At 70.2% G+C, this 15,830-nt stretch carries 12 protein-coding genes; 4 read left to right on the forward strand and 8 right to left on the reverse strand.

The annotated features are described in order from the left end of the window. Positions 1-200: 200 nt before the first annotated feature. Positions 201-1,910 (reverse strand): glycerol-3-phosphate dehydrogenase/oxidase, encoded by a 1,710-nt coding sequence (locus tag ACWGKJ_RS01535; protein ID WP_385020549.1) that lies wholly within the window; start codon positions 1,908-1,910, stop codon positions 201-203. Positions 1,911-2,127: 217 nt separating this feature from the next. Here ACWGKJ_RS01535 and ACWGKJ_RS01540 point away from each other — a divergent pair, with 217 nt between their 5' ends. Both ACWGKJ_RS01540 and ACWGKJ_RS01545 read left to right on the forward strand, forming a co-directional pair. Further along, positions 2,128-3,378 carry a nucleotide sugar dehydrogenase gene (locus ACWGKJ_RS01540; RefSeq protein ID WP_385020552.1) on the forward strand — a complete coding sequence of 417 codons (1,251 nt, stop codon included), beginning with the start codon at positions 2,128-2,130 and terminating at the stop codon, positions 3,376-3,378. Between the two features lie 264 nt (positions 3,379-3,642). Beyond that, positions 3,643-4,167, forward strand: coding sequence for a hypothetical protein (locus ACWGKJ_RS01545; protein ID WP_385020555.1), 525 nt, complete (start codon positions 3,643-3,645; stop codon positions 4,165-4,167). A 132-nt stretch (positions 4,168-4,299) separates the two neighbouring features. Here ACWGKJ_RS01545 and ACWGKJ_RS01550 read toward each other — a convergent pair whose 3' ends face one another. The 4 genes from ACWGKJ_RS01550 to ACWGKJ_RS01565 all read right to left on the reverse strand — a co-directional run bounded on the left by ACWGKJ_RS01550 (position 4,300) and on the right by ACWGKJ_RS01565 (position 8,928). After that, positions 4,300-5,424 carry a GuaB3 family IMP dehydrogenase-related protein gene (locus tag ACWGKJ_RS01550; protein ID WP_385020558.1) on the reverse strand — a complete coding sequence of 375 codons (1,125 nt, stop codon included), beginning with the start codon at positions 5,422-5,424 and terminating at the stop codon, positions 4,300-4,302. A 114-nt stretch (positions 5,425-5,538) separates the two neighbouring features. After that, positions 5,539-7,041, reverse strand: coding sequence for an IMP dehydrogenase (guaB, locus tag ACWGKJ_RS01555; RefSeq protein ID WP_385033123.1), 1,503 nt, complete (start codon positions 7,039-7,041; stop codon positions 5,539-5,541). Between the two features lie 455 nt (positions 7,042-7,496). Beyond that, positions 7,497-8,084: a sigma-70 family RNA polymerase sigma factor gene (locus ACWGKJ_RS01560; RefSeq protein WP_266854188.1), complete on the reverse strand. Its 588-nt coding sequence runs from the start codon at positions 8,082-8,084 to the stop codon at positions 7,497-7,499. Between the two features lie 232 nt (positions 8,085-8,316). Further along, complete coding sequence (locus ACWGKJ_RS01565) at positions 8,317-8,928, reverse strand: response regulator transcription factor (RefSeq protein WP_003948568.1); 612 nt, start codon at positions 8,926-8,928, stop codon at positions 8,317-8,319. Between the two features lie 392 nt (positions 8,929-9,320). Between ACWGKJ_RS01565 and ACWGKJ_RS01570 the strand changes: the two genes are divergently transcribed. Beyond that, entirely contained in the window at positions 9,321-9,644 is a 324-nt protein-coding gene (locus ACWGKJ_RS01570; RefSeq protein WP_250299396.1) for a WhiB family transcriptional regulator, read from the forward strand. A gap of 278 nt (positions 9,645-9,922) precedes the next feature. On the opposite strand, the gene ACWGKJ_RS01575 is transcribed toward ACWGKJ_RS01570, so the two are convergent. Next, on the reverse strand, positions 9,923-10,813 hold the full coding sequence (locus ACWGKJ_RS01575) for a LysR family transcriptional regulator (RefSeq protein WP_385033126.1): 891 nt from the start codon (positions 10,811-10,813) through the stop codon (positions 9,923-9,925). A gap of 178 nt (positions 10,814-10,991) precedes the next feature. Here ACWGKJ_RS01575 and ACWGKJ_RS01580 point away from each other — a divergent pair, with 178 nt between their 5' ends. Continuing rightward, positions 10,992-11,765: an SDR family NAD(P)-dependent oxidoreductase gene (locus ACWGKJ_RS01580; protein WP_385033129.1), complete on the forward strand. Its 774-nt coding sequence runs from the start codon at positions 10,992-10,994 to the stop codon at positions 11,763-11,765. A 96-nt stretch (positions 11,766-11,861) separates the two neighbouring features. Here ACWGKJ_RS01580 and ACWGKJ_RS01585 read toward each other — a convergent pair whose 3' ends face one another. Beyond that, positions 11,862-13,499, reverse strand: coding sequence for a right-handed parallel beta-helix repeat-containing protein (locus tag ACWGKJ_RS01585; protein WP_385033132.1), 1,638 nt, complete (start codon positions 13,497-13,499; stop codon positions 11,862-11,864). Continuing rightward, positions 13,496-15,724: a DUF2264 domain-containing protein gene (locus tag ACWGKJ_RS01590; RefSeq protein WP_385033135.1), complete on the reverse strand. Its 2,229-nt coding sequence runs from the start codon at positions 15,722-15,724 to the stop codon at positions 13,496-13,498. Before ACWGKJ_RS01590 ends, ACWGKJ_RS01585 begins: the two co-directional genes overlap by 4 nt. Positions 15,725-15,830 lie beyond the last annotated feature (106 nt).

A 15,830-nucleotide genomic window follows, 5' to 3' on the forward strand; every position in this document is an offset into this window, starting at 1 on the left:
GACAGCCCCGGCCCCACCGACTCCGGCCGACCGGTCCAGACGACCACCCCACCGACTCCGGCCCACCGGTCCAGACCAACCACCCCAGCCCCACCGGCCCTGCGCAGTCCCAGTCCCAGTCCCACCGGCCCAGCCCAGACCAACACCCCGCCCCACCGGCCCCAGCGGCACCCGCCCTGGCACAGCCCGGCCCCGCCGCCTCACTCCAGCGGCACGATGTCCGGCGCCCCCAGCCGGGCCGCGTCCGCCGTCAGGTCGTCCGGCTGGCGCTGCGACTCACGTTCCGCCTCGACCCGCTTCTCGTAGTGTTCGACCTCCGCCTCGATACGGCTCTTGTCCCAGCCCAGCACCGGGGCCATGAGCGCGGCCACCTCCCGTGCGCTGCGCGTGCCCCGGTCGAACGTCTCGATCGAGATCCGGGTACGCCGGGTGAGTACGTCGTCCAGGTGCCTGGCCCCTTCGTGCGAGGCCGCGTACACGACCTCCGCCCGCAGGTAGTCGTCAGCGCCGCCCAGCGGTTCACCCAGTGAGGGGTCCTCGGTGATCAGGTCGAGGACCTCCTGGGTCATCGCGCCGAAGCGGTTCAGCAGGTGTTCCACCCGGGCCACGTGCAGGCCCGTCCGCTTCGCGATGCGCGCCCGCGCGTTCCACAGGGCGTTGTACCCCTCGGCTCCGATCAGCGGCACGTTCTCGGTGACACATTCGGCGACCCGCTCGTCCAGCCCGTGCACCGCCTCGTCCACCGCGTCCTTCGCCATCACCCGGTACGTCGTGTACTTCCCGCCCGCGACGACCACCAGGCCCGGTACCGGATGGGCCACCGTGTGCTCCCGGGAGAGCTTGCTGGTCGCATCGGACTCCCCGGCCAGCAGGGGCCGCAGACCGGCGTACACACCCTGCACGTCGTCCCGCGTCAACGGCACACCCAGCACCGAGTTGACGTGTTCCAGCAGATAGTCGATGTCCGCGCTGGACGCGGCCGGATGCGCCTTGTCGAGGTCCCAGTCCGTGTCCGTGGTGCCGACGATCCAGTGGCGCCCCCACGGGATGACGAAGAGCACCGACTTCTCGGTGCGCAGGATGAGCCCCGTCGTCGAGTGGATCCGGTCCTTCGGTACGACCAGGTGGATCCCCTTCGACGCCCGCACATGGAACTGCCCGCGCTCGGCGATCAGCCCCTGGGTGTCGTCCGTCCACACCCCGGTGGCGTTGACGACCTGCTTGGCGCGGATCTCGTACTCCCCGCCGCCCTCGGAGTCCTGCACCCGCGCGCCGACGACCCGCTCACCCTCCCGCAGGAATCCCGTCACCTTGGCCCGGTTCGCCACCAGCGCGCCGTAGCTCGCGGCCGTCCGCACCAGCGTCGCCACATGGCGTGCGTCGTCCACCTGTGCGTCGTAGTACTGCAAGGCGCCGACCAGCGCGTCCTTCTTCAGCGCGGGCGCCAGCCGCAGGGCGTGCTTACGGGTCAGATGCCGGTGCAGCGGAAGCCCCCGGCCGTGGCCCGACGAGACCGACATCGCGTCGTACAGCGCGACCCCCGAGCCCGCGTACCAGCGTTCCCAGCCCTTGTGCTGCAGCGGATACAGGAAGGGGACCGGCTTCACCAAGTGGGGTGCGAGCCGCTCCAGGAGCAGTCCGCGCTCCTTCAGCGCCTCCCGTACGAGAGCGAAGTCGAGCATCTCCAGATAGCGCAGGCCGCCGTGGATGAGCTTGCTCGACCGGCTCGATGTGCCCGATGCCCAGTCCCTCGCTTCGACCAGGCCGGTCGCCAGGCCGCGCGTCGCGGCGTCCAGCGCCGTGCCCGCGCCGACCACGCCGCCCCCCACGACCAGTACGTCCAGTTCACGCTCGGCCATCCCGGCGAGCGCCTGTACGCGCTCCTCGGGCCCCAGTGTCGCTGTCCTCACTGCTGCCTCCCGTTGATCAGGCCGCCGAAGCGGTGTCCGGTGCACCCTCGATTCTGTCCGCGATCTCCCACTTCAGCCACCGCCTGTGGACAACACACGGACACCCCGGCCCGCCCAATACCGCAAATCGGTCATATTTACTCCTAACCTGACATTGCTCTGTCCACAGGACTTGCGCACTCGTCCCCCTCCGGCTATTGGGAAGGACGGATCACCCATGCCCGCAGATCTCGCCGTGATCGGACTCGGCCACCTCGGCCTGCCGCTCGCCCAGGCCGCCGTCGCCACCGGCCTCGTCACCATCGGTTACGACACCGACCCCCGCCGGCTGCTGCAACTCGCCGCCGGCCACACCCCCGTCGACGGCTCCCTCAGCGCGGCCGACATCCGCCGGATGCTCTCGGGGGGCTTCCGGCCCGTCACCGATCCGGCCGAACTGGGCCGGGTCCGTACCGCCGTCATCTGCGCGCCCACCCCCCTGGGCGAGGACCGGGCACTCGACCTGGCCCCCGTCACCGACGCTACCCGGGCCCTCGCCGCCAGGCTGCGCCCGCACACCACGGTGATCGTCGAATCGGCCGTCTACCCGGGCACCACGGAGGAAATCCTGCGCCCCCTCCTCGAAGAGGGCTCAGGACTCAGGGCCGGCCGGGACTTCCACCTCGCGTACTCCCCCAGCCGCCTCGACCCGGGCAACCGGACCCACTCCTACGCGGCGACACCCAAGGTCATCGGCGGTCTGACCCCCGCCTGCACCGAATCCGCCGCGGCCTTCTACGGCCGGTTGAGTGACAAGGTCGTACGGGCACGCGGCCCCCGCGAAGCCGAAATGACCAAACTGCTCGAAACCAACTACCGGCACGTCAATATCGCCCTCGTCAACGAGATGGCCGTGCTCTGCCACGAGCTGGGCGTCGACCTCTGGGACGTCATCCGCTGCGCCGAGACGAAACCCTTCGGCTTCCAGCCGTTCCGGCCCGGCCCCGGTGTGGGCGGCCACGGCGTACCCGTCGACACCGCGGGACCGCCGCACACCGTCCGCCCGCTGCGCATGGTCGAACTCGCCCAGCAGGTCAACGACCGGATGCCGCAGTACGTCATCCAGCGCTGCGCCACCCTCCTCAACGAGCACGGCAAGTCGGCACGCGGCGCCCGCGTCCTGCTGCTCGGCGTCACCTACAAGCCCGATCTCGCCGACCGGCAGAACTCCCCGGCCGGCGAGATCGCCCGCCGGCTGATGGATCTGGGCGCGTCGGTGAGCTACCACGACCCGTACGTCCCGGACTGGCGCATCCGCGACCTCCCGGTCCCCCGCGCGGACTCCCTCTACGAGGCGGCGGCGGGCGCGGATCTGACCGTGCTGCTCCAGCACCACCGCACATACGACCTCCAGGGGCTCGCGGTGAAGGCCCAGCTCCTGCTGGACACCAGAGGGGCCACCCCGGTGGGAGCCGCCCACCGGCTCTGACCCCCGCCCGCGCCGCCGGGCGCACGGCCTGGCGCGGATATCAGGCGCGGATGTCAGGCGCGGATGTCAGGCATGAACATCCGGCGCGGACGCCGGGCCCGAATGCCCGGCGTGGGTATCCGGCATGAACGTCCGGCGCGGATTGTCCGGTGTGAATTTCCTGTGTGGATGTCGGTGGGGACTGTTAACGTGCGGCGTTCGCTTCTCGCACAACCGTGCGCATCTTCCGCGACCGTGCGTTTCTGTCCCAGGGGGGACCCCGACATGACCCAGCCAGCGCCACCGCCCCAGACACCGGATCCGTCCTCGGACGGGCTGCCGCCGCAGCCGCAGCCCCAGCCCCAGCCCCCGGGCTTCGGCTACCCGATGGCTCCCCAGGCCGCCCCGGCCAGGGTCAACATCGCCGGCGGCATCGTGGCCGCCGTGCTCACCGCCCTGGTGGCGGGCGCGGCGTACGGCGGTGTCATCGGCGCCACCAAGCACGAGTTCGGATACGCGGCGATCGCCGTGGGCTTCCTCATCGGTTTCGCCGCGGGCAAGGTGGGCGGCGACCATGTCGGGCTCGCAGCCGTCGGCGCCGTCCTGGCGCTTGCGTCCGTCTACTTCGGGCAGCTGCTCGGCGAGGCGGTCATCGCGTCCAAGCAGCTCCAGGTCTCCGTGTCCGAGCTGTTCTTCCAGCACTTCGGATGGCTCAACGAAGCCTGGCGGGCCGACGGGAACTTCCTCAGCTACCTCTTCATAGCGATCGCCGTGGGAGCGTCCTTCGCGGGCATGAAGCGCGCCCTCTGACGGCGCCGCCCGCTCGCGCGCACCCGACGCGCGGCGCAGCGGAAGGCCCGGACCGCTGCTGCGGTCCGGGCCCCGCGTACGGCACGACGCGTGCGGCACCGGCACCCGACCGGTACCGGTGCCACCGTCGGCTCAGCGCTTGTGCTGGGCGTCCGCCACCGTCACCTCGACGCGCTGGAACTCCTTGAGTTCGCTGTACCCCGTCGTCGCCATCGAGCGGCGCAGCGCCCCGAAGAAGTTCATCGAACCGTCCGGGATGTGGGAAGGCCCGGAGAGGACCTGCTCGGTCGTGCCGACCATGCCCAGGTCCACCAGCTTGCCGCGCGGCACATCCTCGTGGACGGCCTCCATGCCCCAGTGGTGCCCCTTGCCGGGCGCGTCCGACGCACGGGCCAGCGGCGAGCCGATCATGACCGAGTCCGCGCCGCAGGCGATGGCCTTCGGCAGGTCGCCCGACCAGCCGACCCCGCCGTCCGCGATGACATGCACATAGCGGCCGCCGGACTCGTCCATGTAGTCCCGGCGGGCCGCGGCCACATCGGCGACCGCGGTCGCCATCGGGACCTGGATGCCCAGCACATTGCGCGTGGTGTGCGCGGCGCCGCCGCCGAAGCCGACGAGCACACCGGCCGCTCCGGTACGCATCAGGTGCAGCGCGGCGGTGTACGTCGCACAGCCGCCGACGATCACCGGGACGTCCAGTTCGTAGATGAACTGCTTCAGGTTCAGCGGCTCGGCAGCGCCCGAGACATGCTCGGCGGAGACCGTCGTACCGCGGATGACGAAGATGTCGACGCCCGCGTCGACGACGGCCTTGGAGAACTGGGCGGTGCGCTGCGGGGAGAGCGCGGCCGCGGTGACCACACCCGAGTCGCGCACCTCCTTGATCCGCCGGCCGATCAGCTCCTCCTGGATCGGAGCGGCGTAGATCTCCTGGAGACGCCGCGTCGCGGTCTCCTCGTCCAGCCCGGCGATCTCGTCCAGCAGCGGCTGCGGGTCCTCGTACCGCGTCCACAGACCTTCGAGGTTCAGGACTCCGAGGCCGCCCATCTCACCGATGCGGATGGCGGTCTCCGGGGACACGACCGAGTCCATCGGAGCGGCCAGGAACGGCAGCTCGAACCGGTAGGCATCGATCTGCCAGGCGATCGAGACCTCCTTCGGGTCCCGGGTGCGCCGGCTCGGCACAATGGCGATGTCGTCGAACGCGTACGCCCTGCGGCCGCGCTTGCCGCGCCCGATCTCGATCTCAGTCACGATGTGTGGCCTTTCCCTCTACGTCTGCCGTTCCAGTATCCCCGACGCGCACGCGGAAGCCCGCGGGCCGTCCGGCCCGCGGGCTTCCGCGGTGGTGCGTACGGTACGTATGCCTCAGCGCCGTGCGTAGTTCGGCGCCTCGACCGTCATCTGGATGTCGTGCGGGTGGCTCTCCTTGAGCCCCGCCGACGTGATCCGGACGAACCGGCCCTTGCTCTCCATCTCGTCGACGCTGGCCGCGCCCACGTAGCCCATCGTCTGGCGCAGCCCGCCGACGAGCTGGTGCAGGACATTGCCGAGCGGGCCGCGGTAGGGCACCTGCCCCTCGATGCCCTCGGGTACGAGCTTGTCGTCGGACGACACATCGGCCTGGAAGTAGCGGTCCTTGGAGTACGAACGGGCCTGGCCACGCGTCTGCATCGCGCCGAGCGAGCCCATGCCGCGGTACGACTTGAACTGCTTGCCGTTGATGAACAGCAGCTCACCGGGCGACTCCTCGCACCCGGCGAGCAGGCTGCCCAGCATCACGCTGTCGGCGCCGGCGGCCAGCGCCTTGCCGATGTCCCCCGAGTACTGGAGGCCGCCGTCGCCGATCACCGGCACACCGGCGGCACGCGCGGCGAGCGCGGCCTCGTAGATCGCCGTGACCTGCGGTACTCCGATACCGGCGACCACACGCGTGGTGCAGATCGAACCGGGTCCGACGCCGACCTTGACGCCGTCCACACCCGCGTCGACCAGCGCCTGCGCGCCGTCGCGGGTCGCGACGTTCCCGCCGATGACGTCCACGGAGACGCCCGACTTGATCTTCGCCATCCAGTTGAGGGCGTTGCTGTTGTGGCCGTGCGAGGTGTCGACGATCAGGAAGTCGGCTCCGGCCTCGGCGAGCGCCTGGGCGCGGTCCAGCGCCTCCGGGCTCGCGCCGACGGCGGCGCCGACGAGCAGCCTGCCCTCGGCGTCCTTCGCCGCGTTGGGGTACTTCTCGGCCTTGACGAAGTCCTTGACCGTGATCAGGCCCTTGAGGATGCCCGCGTCGTTGACCAGCGGAAGCTTCTCGATCTTGTGTCGCCGCAGCAGCTCCATGGCGTCGGTCCCGGAGATGCCGACCCTGCCGGTCACCAGCGGCATCGGGGTCATGACCTCACGCACCTGGCGGTTGCGGTCGGACTCGAAAGCCATGTCGCGGTTGGTGACGATGCCGAGCAGCTTGCCCGCCGCGTCGGTCACCGGGACACCGCTGATACGGAACTTGGCGCACAGCTCGTCGGCCTCGCGCAGCGTCGCGTCCGGGTGCACCGTGATCGGGTCGGTGACCATGCCGGACTCGGAGCGCTTGACCAGATCGACCTGGTTGGCCTGGTCCTCGATCGAGAGATTGCGGTGCAGCACACCGACGCCGCCCTGCCGGGCCATCGCGATGGCCATCCGGGCCTCGGTGACCTTGTCCATGGCGGCGGACAGCAGCGGGATGTTCACGGTGACGTTCCGCGAGATCCTGGACGAGGTGTCGACGGCGTTCGGGAGCACTTCCGATGCGCCCGGCAGCAGCAGCACGTCGTCGTATGTCAGCCCGAGCGTCGCGAATTTCTCGGGCACTCCGTCGACGTTTGCAGTCATGACACCTTCCCCAAATGGCCTTGATCGGTGCGGATGTCCATGCTAACGGGCCGGAGGGGCGTCTCATTCCACGATCAGCCCGATCGGGAATCCTTGGAGGTTTCTACTGACAGCGGCGCTCCCGGGCCCCCGGCCCACCGGAAGCCACGAAGGTCCGCCGCCACCTCCCGGTTACGGCCGCCGGGCGGCTCCGGCCGCTGCCGTGCCTGCCGGTTGACGGCTGCCGGTGAGTGCGGAAGGGCCGGCCGGATCTGTGATGAATGTCCCCGGCGCCCGGGGCCCGGAGGCCCGGCCGAGGGCCGCACGGGGGAACTGCCTGCACCGGGGAGCCGACTGCCTGCGTGGCCCGGTGCCTGCGCCGGACCCCACCGGCTGCGCCGCGCCCCGGCCTGCCCCCGATCCGTACGGCTCGGCGAGTACTACTGCTCGGCCGGTACCTACGGCTCGGCCAGTGCCTACTGCTCGGCCAGTGCCCGCAACCGGCTCAGCGCACGGTGCTGAGCGACCCGTACGGCCCCCGGCGACATCCCCAGCATCTGCCCGGTCTCCTCGGCGGTCAGCCCGACGGCGACGCGCAGCACCAGCAGCTCACGCTGGTTCTCCGGGAGGTTGGCAAGCAGCTTCCTGGCCCAGGCGGCATCGCTGCTGAGCAGCGCGCGCTCCTCGGGGCCGAGCGAATCATCCGGCCGCTCCGGCATCTCGTCCGACGGCACGGCCGTGGAACCGGGGTGGCGCATAGCGGCGCGCTGAAGATCGGCGACCTTGTGGGTGGCGATGGCGAAGACGAAGGCTTCGAAAGGCCTGCCTGTGTCCTTGTACCGCGGCAGCGCCATCAGGACGGCGACACAGACCTCCTGAGCGAGGTCCTCCACGAAGTGCCGGGCATCTCCGGGCAGCCTGTTCAGCCGCGTACGGCAGTAGCGCAGGGCCAGCGGATGGACGTGTGCCAACAGGTCGTGCGTGGCCTGCTGGTCTCCGTCGACAGCGAGATGGACGAGCGCCCCGATGGCCCCATGGGCATTGGCAGCCTCGTCGTCGCGCATCGGTCCATGGTGCCCTGGCACCGGACCGTCCGCTTCACCGCGCTCGTAGTTGTGCACTGAAGCGTTATGAGCAGGTGCGCCGGAACTCATCCGCTGCGCCCTCCCCTCCCGCTCGAACGACTCGTCCCCGAGGAACTCCACACCTCAAGGATGCGGCATCACGCGGGAAACAGAGTTGGGGCGTCCGCCACCCCGTCCGCCATCGAGCGGACGGGGTCCTGCCGGCCATCCTCTAACGAACCAGGCCCCACCGGAAACCGAGGGCCACCGCGTGTGCACGGTCCGAGGCGCCGAGCTTCTTGAAAAGCCGCCTGGCGTGGGTCTTCACCGTGTCCTCGGAGAGGAAGAGCTCCCGTCCGATCTCCGCGTTCGACCGTCCGTGACTCATTCCTTCGAGTACCTGGATCTCACGCGCTGTGAGCGTGGGCGCCGCGCCCATTTCGGCCGAACGGAGGCGCCGGGGGGCGAGCCGCCAGGTCGGGTCGGCGAGCGCCTGCGTGACCGTCGCGCGCAGTTCGGCGCGGGAGGCGTCCTTGTGCAGATAGCCGCGGGCACCGGCGGCGACCGCCAGGGCGACACCGTCCAGATCCTCCGCGACCGTCAGCATGATGATCCGCGCGCCGGGGTCGGCCGAGAGGAGCCGGCGCACCGTCTCCACCCCGCCCAGACCGGGCATGCGTACGTCCATCAGAATCAGGTCCGAACGGTCGGCTCCCCAGCGGCGGAGGACTTCCTCACCGTTGGCCGCCGTCGTCACACGCTCGACGCCGGGCACCGTCGCAACGGCACGACGGAGCGCTTCTCGGGCAAGCGGGGAATCGTCGCAGACGAGGACGGATGTCATGACCGCCCTCCGCAGCTGATGCGCGTCACCTTGAGCCTCCAGGCTGGGTACTAATCGTCACCTGCGCGGTCGACGCCTCTCGGACATGTGCCCGAGCGCTTTTTATTCAACCGCCCACGCTCTCTCAACGATGGTCACTCGAAAGAGTTACGGGCCGGACGGCCGCCTTCGGCACTCTACGTGAGGACTCGGTCGCGGAGGAGAGTTCCACGCCCCATTTGTCTAGTTTGCAAGGTAATGACCCGTTCAGCTGCTTTTCTTCCATTTTGCTGGTGTCTATGACTAGATTCGCAATGAGTCATATTTACATCTACTTACATCGTGGATGGACGGTCGCGGGTGCGGTCGACATCACCGCCCCCGCCTCAGCAACGGCTTCAAGGGGACAAGCAATGGCAGATTTTTCCCGCCTTCCCGGACCCAACGCCGACCTATGGGACTGGCAGCTCCTCGCGGCCTGCCGCGGAGTGGACAGCTCGCTCTTCTTCCACCCGGAGGGCGAACGGGGCGCGGCGCGCAGCGCGCGTGAGACCTCGGCCAAAGAGGTGTGCATGCGCTGCCCGGTCCGCGCCGAGTGCGCGGCGCACGCACTCGCCGTACGGGAGCCCTACGGCGTGTGGGGCGGCCTGACCGAGGACGAACGCGAGGAGCTGATGGGGCGCGCACGCAACCGGCTGATCACCGCCGCGACCCCGAACGGACCGGGGCCGGCATAGCCCTGTAGCGCCGCAGCCTTGAGGGGAAACGTTCCTGCACGATCATCCGTCACCGGTCCGGATGCCTGCATGGCCCCATGACCGTATGCGTACGTACCCCTTTGAATACGCACCTCGGTACGCCCTCTTCAGCACGTCTCCAGCACGTCTCCAGCCCTCTTCAGCACGTCCTCCGCCGCGCCGCCCGCCCTTCGCACCCCTCGCCCCACCCCGGCAGGCTTCCGCTTCGCCGCCCCCGCCCGGAACGGCGGGCAGGCAGGCACGTGGTGATGCGGCGTTCAGCGTGCGGCGGCCCGGGCGAGCCGGTCCAGGGTCGCCGCCACCGCGGGGACCTGGGCGAGGTCCGGGAGTGTCAGTGCGACGATCTCGCGCTGGACCGCCGGTTCCACCGATACCGTCCTGGCCCCCATGGGGCGTACGGACTCGATCGCGAGCTCCGGCAGCACGGCGACCCCGAGGCCCGCGCCGACCAGGCCGATCACGGCCGGATAGTCGTCCGTGGCGAAGTCGATCCTGGGGGTGAAGCCCGCACTCTCGCAGACCTCGACGAGTTGCAGGCGGCAGCGCGGGCAGCCCGCGATCCAGGACTCGTCGGCCAGATCGCCCACCGTGATGGCCTCCGCGTCGGCCAGCCGGTGCCCCGCGGGGACCAGGCCGACCATACGGTCGGTGAGCAGTGGCCGTACGACCAGGTCGTCCCATTCGTCCGTGGCGGGCCCGTACCGGAAGGCGAGCGCCACATCGCAGTCCCCGTCGCGCACCATCTCGACGGAGCGTGGCGGTTCCCCCTCGACCAGGGAGACCCGGGTGCCGGGGTGGGCGGCCCGCAGCGCGGCCAGGGCGGTGGGCACCAGGGTCGAACTGCCGCTGGGGAACGACACCAGCCGCACCCGGCCCGCACGCAGCCCGGCGATGGCCGCCACCTCCTCCTCGGCGGCCGTCAGCCCGGCGAGGATGCCGCCCGCGTGGCGGACCAGCGCCTCGCCCGCCTGTGTGAGGCGCATTTCGCGGCCCGTACGGATCAGCAGCGTCGTACCCGACGACGCCTCAAGGGCCTTCATCTGCTGGCTGACCGCGGGCTGGGTGCAGCCCAGTTCGCGGGCGGCGGCGGAGAAGGAACCGGTGGCGGCTACGGCGCGCAGAACGCGGAGATGACGGGCCTCGATCATGAGCCGAGCATAAGTGCTACTTGGGGCAGACGCCGATTGTCGCTGGTCGGCTATTACCCGGGAGGGGTGCCGGGGAGAGCCCGGCGGAGGACTCGGGGACGGAGTCACCGGGCCGCCCACGGTGACGGCAGGATGCACGGTCGCCGGCCGCGCGGGGCGGGGCACTAACGTTCCGGCCATGACGACAGCACTGATCACGGGCGCGACAGCGGGAATCGGGGCCGCCTTCGCGCGGCGACTGGCCACGGACGGGCACAACCTCGTGCTGGTGGCCCGCGACACCGGGCGGTTGCAGGAGCAGGCGACCGAGCTGCACGACCGGCACGGCATCGAGGCCGAGGTCCTGACGGCGGACCTCGGCACCGACGCGGGCATCGCCCTCGTCGAGGAGCGGCTCTCGGATTCCAGGAGCGCGGTCGACCTGCTGGTCAACAACGCCGGGTTCGGCAACAAGGGCCGTTTTCTCGACGTCCCGATGGCCGAGGAACTGACCATGCTCAAGGTGCACTGCGAGGCAGTTCTGCGGCTGACGTCCGCCGCCGTGCCGGGGATGCGGGACCGCGGTCGCGGTGGCGTCGTCAATGTGGCGTCCGTCGCGGCGTTCCTGCCGCGCGGGACGTACGGCGCTTCGAAGGCCTGGGTCGTGCAGTTCACCCAGGGTGCGGCCAGGGATCTGAGCGGCTCGGGGGTGCGGCTGATGGCGCTGTGCCCCGGTTTCGTACGTACGGAGTTCCATGAGCGGGCGGGCATGGGGACGGACAACATCCCCGGGTGGATGTGGCTGGACGCGGACAAGGTGGTCGCGGCGGCGCTCGCCGATCTCGCACGCGGGAAGTCCCTGTCGATTCCCGACCCCCGGTACAAGGCGCTGATGGGCGCGGCGAAGCTGGCGCCGCGCGGCCTGCTCGGAGGGATTACCTCCAGGACGGGCCGCAAGTACGGTCCGCAGTGACGGCACCCGCGGGTCGCCGGCGCCGGGCCCCGGCTCCCACGTCATGGCGGCTGGTGCCTGGTCTCCGGTTGGTGCCCGGTCCGCGCAGGCGCCTGATCAGCGGTTGACGCCCGGTCCGGCGTAGGCGCCGATGCTGGGAGCGCCGGGCTTGAGCCTGTTGCCGAAGTAGTCCTTCCCGCCGTTGTCGGCGATGGCTGTTCCGGCGCCGATGGCCGGGGAGCCCTTCGTCAGGCGGAAGTCGTCGCGCAGCAGCGGGTCGGATGTGATGCCCCCGGGGTCGGGGCGGGTCATGTCGATCCCGTAGAACGCGTTGTGATCGAGTGCCAGGCCGGCCGTCGGGTGGGAGAAGCCGTAGCCGCCGGTTCCGTAGCTCACGAAGATGTTGTTGCGGATGTGCTGTTCGTGCCGGGTGGTGGCGGGGCTGCTGTTGTCGTCCTGGACCAGGTACCCGGGGATCGTCTCTTTGTTGGAGAACGAGTTGTTGTAGATCTGGGTGTTGAGGATGGGGCCGGCGCAGTTCTGGAGCAGCCGGGCGCCGTCGTTGTGGCTGATGTTGTACCGGGCGACCGTGTCGACCGTCTTCGCCCCGCTGTAGGGGCAGACCAGCAGGAAGCCGCCTTGGTTGTCGTGGCTGTAGTTGTACTGGAAGACCGTGTGGCTGGAGGCGCCGTCCGCGTCGAACGACATGCCGTCGTGGCTGTTCCCGCCGCCCGAGACCTCGTTGTGCTGGATCAGGGTGTCATCCGTGTTGAACGTCCAGATGCCGGCGTTGGCTGAGGGTGAACGCAGCTGGAATCCGTCGACCCGGTTGCGCTCCACGATCGCGCCGCTGGTGGTGTCGAGCTTCATCCCGTCGCCGCCGATGGACTTCAGAGTGTTGTCGTGGACACGGACGCCGGTGGACGGGGTCCAGGGGCCGGGGTAGGCGTTCGGGTCCTGTTGCTCGCCGACCAGATCCCGCTTGGAGAACGTCGACTTGAAGTAGATGCCTTCGCGGTCGACGTTCTCGATGCGGTTGTGGTGGATGTCCAGGCCGTCGTAACTGCTGGCCTTCGCCGTGCCCTCGACGTCGATGTGGATGGCGCTGGAACCGGTGAGTGTCTTGGCATCGCCGCCGCGTACGTCGTGGATGTAGAGGTGGTCGATCTCGAAGCCGTGGGCGGTGCCGTAGTCGGTGAGGCGAAGCCGGACGGCGTTGCGCTCGCTGCCGGGGTCGGCGGCGTTGGTGATCTCCAGTCCGGACAGGTGTACGTACTGGGTGTTGGAGAGGAGTACGGCGTCGTGCGCGCCGGCACCGTCGATCGCGGCGCGTCCGCCGCCGGGACCGTAGGCGGCGATGGTGAAGGGGGCACGGGAGGAGCCGGCCCCCTTCGGAGCGAGGGAACCTGTGCACGTCGCGCCTCGTTTGAGGAGGAGACGGTCGCCGGGGCCGTAGGTGTGGGCGTTGGCCTCGTCGAGGGTGGTCCAGGGGTGGAGTGCCGAGCCGTTGCTCCGGGTGGGGGTGGTTGGCCCGGCGGGGGCAGCGGGGGTGGCCGAACAGTCGACGTGGTAGGTGGCTCCGGGGTGGGGAGCTGCCTGGGCTGGGGTGGCCGGTGCGGATGTGAGCAGTGCGGTGGTGAGCAGTGCGGTGGTGACCAGTCCGGTTGCTGTCAGGCCGGTTGCTGTCAGGCCGGTCGCTGTCAGGCCGGTCGCTGCGGGTGCGGCCAGAGGGGTACGCGCGGGGCGAAGTCTCATCGTTCCTCCGGAGGTTCCGGGAGTTGCAGTACGGCGGTGGTGCCGTCCTGCCAGGTCACGTGGATCGTGCGGGGAGCTCTGACACGGATGTACGCGAGGGCGGCGACGGGGCCGGGATCCCATTCGGCAGTGAGCGAAGCGAGGCTGACGAAGAGCGAAAGGGGCGCGGTGGTGACGCCGTCGAGCGTCAGAATCCGCGAGGCCGGGCCGAACAGGGTGTGGCCTGCGTCGAGTTGGTGTGCCGTTCCGGTGTAGCCGTGGAGGGGGTGGAGCTGGGCCGTCAGAGAGGTGGCCGGCTGAGCGGCCAAGGGGGAGGCGGTCTGCACCGCGGCGGCGGGCGGAGTGTGTGTGGCGCCCTCGCCGGACGGGCTCGTTGCGGCGAGGGCCCAGCCGGTCTGGCGTACGGGCGTACCGACGTCCGCACCGGCCACCAGGTGCGCACGGAGCTCCGCACGGCCGTGGGCCATCGTCGCGGAGACGATCCGTACTCCGGGCAGCGGTGTGGTCACGGAAGCGACCCAACCGGGCCCGGAAGCAAGGGGCGTGGCGGGGCCGCGGGAGGTGGACTCACCATCGATGACCAGGGCGAAGTGGTTGTCGCGCAGTGCGGTCGGTGGGGTCGGTGCGGTCGGTGCGGTCGGTGGGGCCGGTGCGGCCGGTGCCGTCGATGCGGTCGGTGGGTCGACGGTCGTGAATCCGGTACGGGTGGAGTACGCGTAGCGGGAGTATCCCGGTTCGTCGTCCTCGCCGACGTGGTTACTGCCGTGGTTGTGAAGCCGTACGAGGCCGTCTGCCACGGTGGACTGGACGAGCATGGCAGGCGGATCCAGTACGGTCACGGCGTCTTCCGTCTCGGCCGGCAAGGGCTCCTCCACCGCCGTCCACACGGGATGACCGGCGGGCAGCAGCAGCCCCAGAAACCCCTTGGACGCCCAGTAGGGCGACGCGGGGCCCGAGTACGGCTGGACGATCGGATCGTACGGGGCGTGCCAGCCCAGGGTGAGCAGTCCGCGTTCATCGGTCGCGTGACGTCGTGCCGCACGGCTCCGGGCACGGGCGGGCGGGTCCACCGGGGCCGGCGGCTCCCCCGGCCTTGAGCGTGGCTGCGGCGCCTCGTCCCGCTGCCCAGCCACGTCCCGGTCCAGGAAGTACCGCAGGGTTCCGGATGCCAGGCGGCGGGTGGCACCCGGCGTCAGTGGGGTGTGGCCGGTCATTGCCCCGAGCCAAGGGGCGGCTGCGGCGGCGAACCGGTAGCTGAGCGAGCGGCCGTACGGCATGGGCGCACCGTCCGCACCGAACATCCGCGTGTACGCGTCGAGATGGGCGTGCAGCCGCGGCCCGTACCGGGCGAGCAGTTCCTCATCCCTGGCGAGGTGGGCGTGCAGAACCGGATAGAAGTGCATGGCCCACGCGTTGTAGTGGTCGAAGGAACGGTTGGGTCCGTCGCTGTACCAGCCGTCGCCGAGCCACCACTCCTCGATGCGCTCCAGCGCTCGGTCGATCGTCCGCCGTGCCCGTTCGGTTTCGATCCCGGCGTCCTGCAGGAATCCGGCGACGGTGAGGCCGAAGAGCCACCAGTTGTTGTTCACCGGCGACGGTCCGAGCGCGGGCAGCAGCCATTCGACGGCCTGCTGCTGTGTGCGGTCGTCCAGGGAGTCCCAGAGCCAGGGCCGGGTAAGGCGCAGACCGAGCGCTACGGATGCGGATTCCACGACGGCCTGCGACGTGTCCGCCATCCGGGGCCACCGGTCCGCACCGCCGGTGTCCGTTCCCTCGTCCCTCTCCTGCGGGCCGGGTGACGTGCCGGCCGCGAGGCCCTCGGCATAGCGCGGGAGGAAGCCATGCGGATCACGGCCCTCCGCTCCCGCGACCCGGAAGGCGGCGAGAAGCCAGGTGCGGGCGTACCCTTCAAGGCCGTCGGAGCGTGCACCCGACCAACTGGGCCGGTGGCCGGGGAGATTGATCAGACCATGACGGGGCGACGCATAGGGCCGCACAGCCAGCAGCAGTTCATCGGCGGCGGCCTCCCAGTCGGCACGAACCCAGCCGGTGTACGGGCTGAGCCGCCCGGCGTGGCCGGGCGGGGCGGGCTCGGCGAGCCTGGCGGACTCGCCGGGCAGGGCCGGCCGGGCGAGCGGGCTGAACTCGCTTTGCGGGTTTGGCTGAACAGGCTGACCGTTCGGACCGGGGCGGCCGGGTCCGCTCGACGGGATCGGGCTCAGCATGATGCTCCCTGGGGGCGGACTTCGGCGTCGCCCGGAATCCTGAACCCCTGGATGATCGAACGTCAATACAAGAGTGACGAATGATCGAAACTTCCATCGTTCGATC

This window comes from Streptomyces sp. NPDC054757 (assembly GCF_053612185.1).